This is a genomic window from Paenibacillus sp. FSL K6-3182, from assembly GCF_037976325.1.
Classification (GTDB): Bacteria; Bacillota; Bacilli; order Paenibacillales; family Paenibacillaceae; genus Pristimantibacillus.
In genome coordinates this window covers 1-10,000 of record NZ_CP150265.1, presented here as the reverse complement: position 1 = coordinate 10,000, position 10,000 = coordinate 1, and the positions used below count along the sequence as shown (strand labels likewise).

Genomic DNA, 10,000 nt, shown 5'->3' with positions numbered 1-10,000 from the left:
CTTGTTCTTCATTTTCATCTATAGCTTCATTCTCTTCACTGCGAGCAACACGTGTAACAGTCGCTACCGTATCATCTTCGCGTGTATTAATCAGCCTTACGCCTTGCGTATTCCGTCCCATCGTAGATATGCCTTCCATGCTGGTACGAATCATCGTGCCAGATGAAGTCATAATCATAAGATCCTCATCATTCTCAACCACTTTGAGTGAGACGATCGGTCCATTCTTATCGGTTACGTTAAGCGTCTTAATCCCTTTACCGCCACGGTTCTGAATACGATAATCGGCCACTGGTGTCCGCTTGCCGTAACCTTTGGAGGTAACGATCAGGATATCATTATCCGGTACGATAACATCCATATCAATAACGGTATCTTCATCATCAAGCTGGATACCTTTTACGCCTGTAGCGGAACGTCCCATCGAACGGACATCCTGCTCAGAGTAACGTATGGACATACCCTGCGCCGTTCCCATAATAATTTCCTGATTGCCGTCAGTCAGCTTAACGCCAATTAGATCATCGTCCTCACGAAGTGAGATTGCGATCAATCCGACTTTCCGAATGTTGACGTAGTCATCAAGCGGAGTCTTCTTCACAACCCCTTGCCTTGTAGCAAAGAACAAGTAATGTTCCGAATCAAATTCTTGTACAGGTATGACCGCATTGATTGTCTCGCCCTGTTCAATTTGAATGAGGTTGATAATAGGCGTACCGCGTGCAGTACGGTTAAGATCAGGAATCTCATAGGCTTTCAGCTTATACACCTTACCTTTGTTCGTAAAGAACAGCAGGTAGTGATGCGTATTGGATACAAATAGATGCTCAACAAAGTCATCATCCTTAGTACCCATGCCGACAACGCCTTTGCCGCCGCGCTTCTGGCTGCGGTAAGTGCCAACCGGCAAACGCTTGATATAGCCCGTGTGAGTAATGGAGATGATAACATCCTCACGAGGAATAAGATCCTCATCGAGAATTTCCTCATCACTTGCCATTATCTCCGTACGACGCTCATCACCGAAACGATCCTTCAATTCAGCAAGCTCTGTGCTAATAATATCGAGCACAAGCTGCTCATCAGCTAGAATCGCTTTATATTCAGCAATTTTACGCATAAGTTCTGCATACTCTGCTTCTATTTTATCTCTTTCCAGACCAGTCAGGCGCTGCAAACGCATATCCAAAATCGCTTGCGCCTGCTCATGGCTGAGCGAGAATCTTGTAATTAAGCCTTCACGAGCTTGATCAGCTGTTTGGGAAGCGCGAATGAGTGCAATGACCTCATCCAAATGGTCAAGCGCTATTCGCAAGCCCTCCAAGATATGTGCGCGAGCTTCAGCCTTTTTGAGATCAAACTCCGTACGACGACGAATGACCTCGATCTGATGCTGTAAATAATGATAAAGCATATCGCGTATGTTAAGCGTCTTAGGCTCACCATTTACGAGTGCCAGCATGTTAATCCCAAAGTTGGATTGCAGCTGTGTATGCTTGTACAAATTATTAAGTACGATGCTCGGGTTAACATCACGACGAAGCTCAATGACTACGCGCATGCCGTTACGATCCGATTCATCTCGCAAATCAGTAATACCTTCAATTTTCTTCTCGCGAACGAGCTCGGCAATTTTCTCAACTAAACGAGCTTTAATGACTTGATAAGGCAGCTCATGCACAATGATGCGCGCTTTGCCGTTATTTTCTTCAATCGTCGCCCTTGCTCGCATTGTTACCGAACCGCGGCCTGTCAAATAAGCTTGACGAATCCCCATACGGCCCATTACAAAACCGGCTGTTGGAAAATCCGGACCTTTTATGTGTTCGATGAGTTCGAGTGGCGTAATGTCAGGATTAACAATAAGCGCCTGTACTCCATCAATAACCTCATTCAAGTTATGAGGTGGAATATTCGTAGCCATACCAACCGCTATCCCAGTAACCCCGTTTACAAGAAGGTTTGGATAACGTGCTGGCAATACAACTGGTTCCGACTCTTCACCGTCATAGTTAGGAACGAAATCAATCGTTTCCTTGTTGATATCGCGTAGCAACTCCATTGCCATCTTCGAAAGACGAGCTTCCGTATAACGCATGGCAGCTGCAGAGTCGCCATCAACAGAACCAAAGTTACCATGTCCATCTACGAGCATATAACGCATGGAGAAATCTTGTGCCATCCGTACCATCGACTCATAAACTGCGGAATCACCATGCGGGTGATACTTACCGATTACTTCTCCTACAATTCTCGCTGACTTCTTGTGGGGCTTGTCCGGTGACATGCCCAGCTCAGACATCGCATACAATATGCGTCGATGCACTGGTTTAAGTCCATCCCTAACATCGGGAAGAGCGCGACTTACGATGATACTCATTGCGTAATCCATAAAGGAATCCCGCATCTCCGTACCAATATCTCGATCTCTTACAGACATACGTTGTTCTTCCGCCATGATTTACCTCCCTGACGCCATCTATAGCTACTCTTAAATCAACATAACTCTTATATTACTTTCTCAAAAAGCGAGCATATAAACCTTTTGCGCTCATGCTTTTGGAATTCCTGCGAAACTTTCGTATTTACTTGCTAAAAATAGGTGAATTACCGCTCTCCATACATGAAAACCTGCCATAAAATAAACAGACCCAACTTTCATTATACCACTCAATCGAAAGTCTGTCTCCTGCATCATTTCAAATCGATGACCTGTAAAAGCAACATTTTGAAAGGAGAAAAATCGTTGAGTATACAACGCGTTACGAGCAAATGGGCCAAAACAAAAGTCATGTTGAAATCTGACTATTTGCGCTCTTATATGCCCCCAACAAAACTATTCGGACGTGGCAGCCTTCAGTCAATGCTTAGTGAATATGGTATGGTCTACGTCAAGCCGATAAACGGTACTTTCGGCAATGGCGTCATCCGCGTGGAGAGAACTACTGTACCTGCTCTCGGATATCGCTATCAGCTTGGGACAAAAATCTTGTTTTTCTCAACACTCGACCAGTTATACCATAAGCTAGCTCAACAAACGAAGAAGCGAAGCTATCTTGTTCAAAGAGGTATCCATTTGCTAAAACATCAAAAGCGGCGCTTCGATATTCGCGTTATGGTTCAGAAAAACCCTCATAACGAATGGGAGGTCACTGGCATTATCGGTAGACTCGCCCATCCTGCGAAAATAGTAACCAATTATCACAGCGGCGGGACTCCGATGGCACTTGAGCGGCTCATGGGCGATCATGCTAATGCTTCAGAACTTGCTGCCTTCAAAAACAAATTAAGAAAAGTCAGCATTACGATTGCCAACCAGCTACAAGGTGCCTACCCCAATATAAAAGAGCTAGGCGTGGACATCGCAATTGATGCAAAGCTGCATCCATGGATTTTGGAAGTCAATACATTACCCGACCCATTTATCTTTCGAAAGCTGCCTGATCAAAATGTTTTTCATAAAGTATATCGTTATGCAGTCGCCTATGGCCGATTTAAAAAAAGAAGCAGTCGTCCATAATGGGCGGCTGCTTCTTTTCGAAATCCTTTATCTTAAACATCTAGATTCGTTACGTATCTAGCGTATTTTTGAATAAATTCGCGGCGCGGTTCAACATTATCGCCCATAAGCGTGTCGAACACGATATCCGCTTCAATTGCATCCTCAATCGTTACCTGGAGCATTGTGCGGCTTTCAGGATCCATCGTTGTCTCCCAAAGCTGAGTAGCGTTCATCTCTCCAAGACCTTTATAGCGCTGAACGTTTACTTTTACGCCTTCTCCAAATTCAGCCAAAATCTTCTCGCGTTCCTTCTCGGTTTGCGCGTAGCGAATAACCTTATTACGCTCGATCTTGAATAGAGGAGGCTGTGCAATATAAATATAGCCAGCGTCTATAATTTCACGCATATAGCGATAGAAGAACGTTAAGATGAGCGTACGAATATGAGCGCCATCGACATCCGCATCAGTCATAATGATGATTTTGTGATAACGTGCTTTAGTTAAATCAAAATCATCGCTAATACCGGTGCCCATCGCTGTAATCATTGCCCGAATCTCAGCATTGCCAAGAATACGATCGAGACGCGCTTTTTCTACGTTCAAAATCTTACCGCGAAGCGGCAAAATGGCTTGGAAATGACGATCGCGGCCCTGCTTGGCAGATCCACCGGCAGAGTCACCTTCTACGATGTACAGTTCGCTGATCGATGCATCCTTGGATGAGCAGTCAGCAAGCTTACCAGGTAGTGAGCCAACTTCCAGAGCGCTCTTACGACGAGTCAGCTCACGCGCTTTGCGCGCAGCTTCACGAGCACGAGCAGCAGATAGACCTTTTTCTACGATTTTGCGCGAAACAGAAGGATTCTCTTCTAGAAATTCCTGCAGCTTCTCGGCAAAAAATGATTCTACGATTCCGCGGACTTCGCTGTTGCCAAGCTTAGTCTTTGTTTGTCCCTCAAATTGCGGTTCCGGGATTTTGACAGAAATAATAGCCGTCAAGCCCTCACGCACATCATCGCCGGAGAAATTCGAATCATTATCCCTGATGAGATTTGATTTGCGGGCATAATCGTTAATAATACGCGTAAGCGCGCTCTTAAAGCCCGACTCATGCGTACCGCCCTCATGTGTATTAATATTATTTGCGAAAGAGTATATATTCTCGGTGTAGCTGTCATTATACTGTAGAGCGACTTCTACTTGGATATGATCCTTCGAGCCTTCCACATAAATTGGCAGCTCATGCAAAGGTTCGCGATTGCGGTTCAAGTATTTTACAAACTCGATAATACCGCCCTCATATTTAAACGTATTGGATACGCCAGTACGCTCATCACTAAGCACAATTTCAATGCCTTTATTCAAAAACGCAAGCTCGCGAATACGCGATTGCAGCGTCTCATAGTCGTATACGGTCGTTTCCGTAAAAATTTCTGTATCAGGCTTAAACGTTACTTGAGTACCTGTTTCCGTTGTCTCGCCGACAATTTTTATATCATACTGTGGAGCACCCTTGCGGTACTCTTGCTGATAGATATTGCCTTCGCGTTTTACTTGAACAATGACAAGCTCGGACAGTGCGTTTACGACAGATACGCCGACCCCGTGCAAGCCGCCGGATACTTTATAGCCCTCTCCGCCGAACTTACCTCCCGCATGCAAAACAGTCATAACGACTTCTAGCGTCGATTTTTTCAGTTTCGCATTCTCTCCTACAGGGATACCGCGTCCATTATCGATAACCGTTACGCTGTTATTCTCATGCACGATAATTTCGATTTTTGAGCAATAACCGGCCAAAGCCTCGTCAATACTGTTATCAACAACCTCCCATACGAGATGGTGAAGACCTTTGCCACTAGTGGAGCCAATATACATCCCCGGACGTTTGCGTACCGCCTCTAAACCTTCCAAGACCTGTATCTGACTCTCGTCATACGTATGCTGTTCCAAAGACATGCAACTTCACTGCTCCTCTCAACTGCTGTTCCTGATCGCCTTCGCTCTAGCCGTTAGCCACAAACTGATGGGCTCTTTTCTTAAGCGTAGAGGATGAAATAGGCGAATAATATATTTTTTGCTTCGTTACAACGATCGATTTTGGCTCTTCCTCGCCTATCGTTTCAACGTCCTTACGCTTGCGTGCTCCCGCAACGAATTGCTTGGATAGTTTAGAGGATTGCTCGATAGAAATATCAAAGATGGCCACGAGCTCCGCAGCCCGAATTATTTTCTCGCCGCCCAAATGGATGTACATGTCCTCTTCCTCACCTCTCCTATTCGCAATTTAACGTGTCACTCGGCCGTCATGCACATGATAGATGCCGGCATCCTGAAGCCTGCTCACATTCACGCTTTCAAGGCCGGTCGTTGTAATAAAGGTTTGTACTTTGCTCTGAAATGTCTCAATAAGCTGCGTCTGACGGTTCTGATCAAGCTCTGACAGCACATCGTCAAGCAGCAAAATCGGATACTCACCGATTTCCTCGTTAATGAGTTCTATTTCTGCCAATTTTAAAGACAGGGCCGTTGTTCGCTGCTGCCCCTGTGAGCCGTAGACTTGCGCTTCTTTGCCGTTGATAAAAAACGCCAAATCATCACGATGCGGACCCACGAGCGTAACGCCTCTGCGAATCTCCTGATCTTTCACCTGTGTTAACTTTATCATAAATTGATCAAATAAAACAGATTCATCTTGCTGGGCATCTGTATCAAAAGAAGGACGGTAGTCAATCGTGAGCTGCTCAGTCCCGTTCGTTATGCCTGCATGTATTCGTTCTGCAAACGTTTGTAATTTATGTATAAAGTGTTTCCTTTTTTTCATGATTTTAACACCATGCTCTGAGAGCTGCTGATTCCACACCTCAAGCATCGTTTGATTTGCCCCTCCAGGATAGGAGGCTTTCAAAAAATTGTTGCGCTGCTGCAGCACTTTTCCATATTGCTGGAGTGTATACAAATAGCCGGGCTGTACTTGTCCGATTTCCATATCGAGAAACCGTCTTCGCACTCCCGGCGTTCCTTTTACAATTTCAAGATCCTCTGGCGCAAACATGACGACATTTACCGAACCGATGAAATCACTGAGCTTACGCTGCTCAAGTCCGTTTATTTTCGCTTTTTTTCCTTGCGCTGAGAAAAGGAGATCCAGCTTAATCGCTCCGTACTTCTTATCGACCTCGCCAGTAATACGAGCGGAGCTTTCTTGCCAGCCAATAAGCTCCTTGTCCTTAGAGGTACGATGAGACTTCGTTAATGCAAGTACAAATATAGCCTCTAGCAAATTGGTTTTGCCTTGAGCATTTTGCCCAAGAAATATATTGACCTTATTCGGCGTTTGCAAGTCAATCTCGCTGTAATTCCGATAATTTTGCAGCTGTATGCTCGTTAAAAACACGTTTTGACCTCCCGGTCCGTTGGTGCGTTACTCTCTACCTACCGTAAAGACGCCGCAGCCTTCAACTTCTACTTTATCGCCAGCATACAATTTTCTTCCTCTGCGGTTATCCGCTTCTCCGTTAATAACGACAGTGTTTTCTTGAAGGAAAAACTTCGCATGACCGCCGGTTTGAATGCAATCAGAAAGCTTCAAAAATTGGCCCAGCGTTATATATTCCGTCTTGATGGCGATTTCTTTCATGAAAATAGGTCAGCCCTTTCTTGCTTATATTTGAGATTTAGCCCGTTGTTCTATAAGGCAAGATGACATACATGCTATATGCATGATCCATAGGACGAATAATAATAGGGCTCATTGCACCTGTAAAGCCAATAAACAATTGCTCGCTATCAATGACTTTAAGGACGTCGAGCATATATTTAGAGTTAAATGCGATTCGAAGAGGCTCGCCGTTAAATTCTTTTGCTTCAAGCTGCTCCGTTACTCGTCCAAGCTCAGTCGAGCTGGATGAAATTTCAATCGTTCCATCCTCAAGCGTCATAAGGCGAACGATATTCGTTTTTTCCTCACGAGACATGAGGTAGGCACGATCAATCGCGTCCATCACATTTTTTGTATCAAGTACAAGTTCTGTTTTGAACGTTTGCGGAATAATTTTAGAAGTATCGGGATAAGTTCCATCAAGGATACGTGTATAAAATAATACATTTCCGAGTTTAAACAACACTTGGTTGTCTGTTACAACGATATCGACAAGAGCATTTTGCTCTGGAACGAGCTTGGATAGCTCAATTAGTGTTTTCGCTGAAATGACGACATTGCTGAATTTGAGCTGTGCTTCTGTTTCAACTTGTGCCGTACGGCTTGCTAGTCGGTGGCGGTCCGTTGCTACAAATTTCAATTCCCCTTCAAGCAAGTTCCAAAGTACACCTGTCAAAATAGGGGTTTGTTCACTTGCTGAGGCTGCAAGCACAGTTTGGCGAATCATTGCTTTTAATAGATCGCCAGGCATTTGCAATATATCGTTTTGTTCGATGGAAGGAAGTACTGGAAATTCTTCCGGATCAAGTCCGACCATTTGTATTTCAGTAGAGCCCGAACGGATCATCGTCTGGTAAGTATTGCTCACATCGATAACGACTTGCTCGGATGGGAGTTTTTTTACAATCTCCACGAAAAACTTTGCGGGCAAAACGACGCTTCCCGGTTTATCCACATGTGCAATAACGAATTGATCTCTTTCCACAGGGATGAAGCTTTGAATAGAGATATCGGTATCGCTTGCTGTAAGTGTTACCCCAAGATGAGTAACCTCAATTTTGATACCGCCGAGAATAGGTATAGCAGGACGTGAGGAAGCAGCCTTTGCTACTTGCTGGATCGCATCGTTTAATTCATTTTTTGAGATTGTTAATTTCATGATTTCACTCCTAGCGTTCTTATAAATTCATCCAAGTATGAGCTCTCACAAACGATTTTTTTGAAAATGGCGTAAATTGGTTATGTTTTGATGATTTCGCGTTTATTTTAAACGTTATACAAACCTTATACTTCACCGCGAAGCGAGCATTTGCCTGTAAAGGCTGGCATCAGCCGTTTTGCCGTATTTGATGATGTTTTTTTAAAGATTTTTAGTAGTCGTAGTAGTAGGGGCACTGAATATGTGGATAACCCCTTGGAAGACCGATAAAGCAAGCCTATCCACATGTGCATAGCTTGTGCATAGGCTTGCTTAGTTGTTCACATATGATTTTTGATCTTTTCGGTCAGGTTTTGAATGATTTTGTACAGGTCCTGATCTATTTTAAGCTGCTGTGTAATTTTCTCATGTGCGTGGATAACGGTTGTATGGTCACGCCCGCCAAAAGCCTCGCCAATCTTCGGAAGCGAGAAATCGGTGAGCTCCCTGGATAGATACATTGCGATTTGCCTAGGATAGGCTACCGCCTTCGTTCGTTTCCGCGCTTTGAATTCCTCTAGCCGCAGCCCGTAGAACTCCCCAACCTTCGTCTGAATATCATGCATCGTAATCATTCTAGGTCTGCTAGAAGGAATGATATCCTTAAGCGCTTCTGCCGCCAAATGCGACGTAATGTCTGCATTTATCAAGGATGAATAGGCGACTACCCGAATAAGGGCACCCTCCAGTTCACGAATATTTGTATCGATTTGATTAGCGATATAGATCATCGCTTCGTTAGGAATATCTAGATTCTCAGCGCGTGCTTTCTTGCGCAGTATTGCAATCCGCGTCTCCAGATCCGGCGGCTGAATGTCGGTAATAAGTCCCCATTCAAAGCGAGAGCGTAGCCTTTCTTCCAGCGTAGGAATTTCCTTTGGAGGCCGGTCACTTGAAATGACAATTTGTTTCCGCTCCTCATGCAGCGCATTAAAGGTGTGGAAAAACTCTTCCTGCGTCTGTTCTTTTCCGGCTAGAAATTGAATATCGTCAATGAGCAGAACGTCGATATTGCGATACTTCGTACGGAAGCTTTCACCACGATTATCACGGATAGCGTTAATGAATTCGTTGGTGAATTTCTCAGACGAGATGTAAAGAACTTTCGTATTCGGGTTGTGATCCATGATGTAGTGGCCAATGGCATGCATTAAGTGGGTTTTGCCTAGCCCAACTCCACCGTATAAAAACAATGGATTGTAAGCTTTGGCCGGCGCTTCCGCTACGGCAAGCGATGCTGCATGCGCAAAACGGTTGTTAGCACCGATAACGAATGTATCAAATGTATACTTCGGGTTAAGCATATGAGTAGGTGTCGCTTCCTCATTCATGACAGGGGAATGCACCGCTTTCGGCGGGAACATATATGCGGGCTCCGCACCCTTAGGTTCCTCAATAGAGAAGCGAACATCGACTTGTCTGCCCAAAAACTCAAACAGTGTCGTTCTTATTAGCTTCGTATAACGGCCCTCCAGCCATTCGGCCGCAAATGTTGTCGGCGCTGTTACTTCAAGCATGGAATCATCAACAAAATTAGCTTTCGTTGCTTTGAACCAAGTGTCAAAGCTCGGTTTGCTCAATTTCGTCTGTATGATCGACAACACTTGCTGCCATAAATCATAGGTATGGCTGTCCAC

Annotated in this window: 8 protein-coding genes (1 of these 8 cut by a window edge); 1 reads left to right on the top strand and 7 read right to left on the bottom strand. The window is 44.6% G+C overall.

The window, feature by feature from the left end; genetic code table 11:
• Nucleotides 1–2,458: the 5' portion of a DNA gyrase subunit A gene (gene gyrA / locus MHH56_RS00040; protein ID WP_339205842.1), read on the bottom strand. It extends 26 nt beyond the left edge of the window; the window shows 2,458 of its 2,484 coding nt (coding positions 1–2,458); its start codon is at nt 2,456–2,458; its stop codon lies off the left edge, out of view.
• A 288-nt stretch (nt 2,459–2,746) separates the two neighbouring features.
• On the opposite strand from gyrA, the gene MHH56_RS00035 reads away from it, so the two are divergent.
• Nucleotides 2,747–3,520, top strand: a complete 774-nt coding sequence (locus MHH56_RS00035; RefSeq protein ID WP_339205840.1) for a YheC/YheD family protein — start codon at nt 2,747–2,749, stop codon at nt 3,518–3,520.
• Nucleotides 3,521–3,552: 32 nt separating this feature from the next.
• Here the strand turns inward: MHH56_RS00035 and gyrB are convergent, their stop codons facing one another.
• The 6 genes from gyrB to dnaA form a co-directional block, all read right to left on the bottom strand.
• Complete coding sequence (gyrB, locus tag MHH56_RS00030) at nt 3,553–5,463, bottom strand: DNA topoisomerase (ATP-hydrolyzing) subunit B (RefSeq protein WP_076266599.1); 1,911 nt, start codon at nt 5,461–5,463, stop codon at nt 3,553–3,555.
• A 46-nt stretch (nt 5,464–5,509) separates the two neighbouring features.
• A complete protein-coding gene (locus MHH56_RS00025) occupies nt 5,510–5,761 on the bottom strand; it encodes an extracellular matrix/biofilm biosynthesis regulator RemA family protein (protein WP_054025778.1) in 252 nt (83 codons plus the stop codon).
• 30 nt (nt 5,762–5,791) lie between these two features.
• Nucleotides 5,792–6,901, bottom strand: a complete 1,110-nt coding sequence (gene recF / locus MHH56_RS00020) for a DNA replication/repair protein RecF (RefSeq protein WP_339205837.1) — start codon at nt 6,899–6,901, stop codon at nt 5,792–5,794.
• Nucleotides 6,902–6,928: 27 nt separating this feature from the next.
• Nucleotides 6,929–7,144 (bottom strand): S4 domain-containing protein YaaA, encoded by a 216-nt coding sequence (yaaA, locus tag MHH56_RS00015; protein ID WP_339205835.1) that lies wholly within the window; start codon nt 7,142–7,144, stop codon nt 6,929–6,931.
• A gap of 37 nt (nt 7,145–7,181) precedes the next feature.
• Complete coding sequence (dnaN, locus tag MHH56_RS00010; RefSeq protein ID WP_076266596.1) at nt 7,182–8,324, bottom strand: DNA polymerase III subunit beta; 1,143 nt, start codon at nt 8,322–8,324, stop codon at nt 7,182–7,184.
• 320 nt (nt 8,325–8,644) lie between these two features.
• Entirely contained in the window at nt 8,645–10,000 is a 1,356-nt protein-coding gene (gene dnaA / locus MHH56_RS00005; protein ID WP_076266595.1) for a chromosomal replication initiator protein DnaA, read from the bottom strand.

What these genes read in the sequence shown, in the direction of transcription:
- gyrB (WP_076266599.1), bottom strand. Translation starts at nt 5,463, where the DNA reads ATGTCTTTGGAACAGCATACGTATGACGAGAGTCAGATACAGGTCTTG.
- MHH56_RS00025 (WP_054025778.1), bottom strand. Translation starts at nt 5,761, where the DNA reads ATGTACATCCATTTGGGCGGCGAGAAAATAATTCGGGCTGCGGAGCTC.
- yaaA (WP_339205835.1), bottom strand. Translation starts at nt 7,144, where the DNA reads ATGAAAGAAATCGCCATCAAGACGGAATATATAACGCTGGGCCAATTT.
- dnaN (WP_076266596.1), bottom strand. Translation starts at nt 8,324, where the DNA reads ATGAAATTAACAATCTCAAAAAATGAATTAAACGATGCGATCCAGCAA.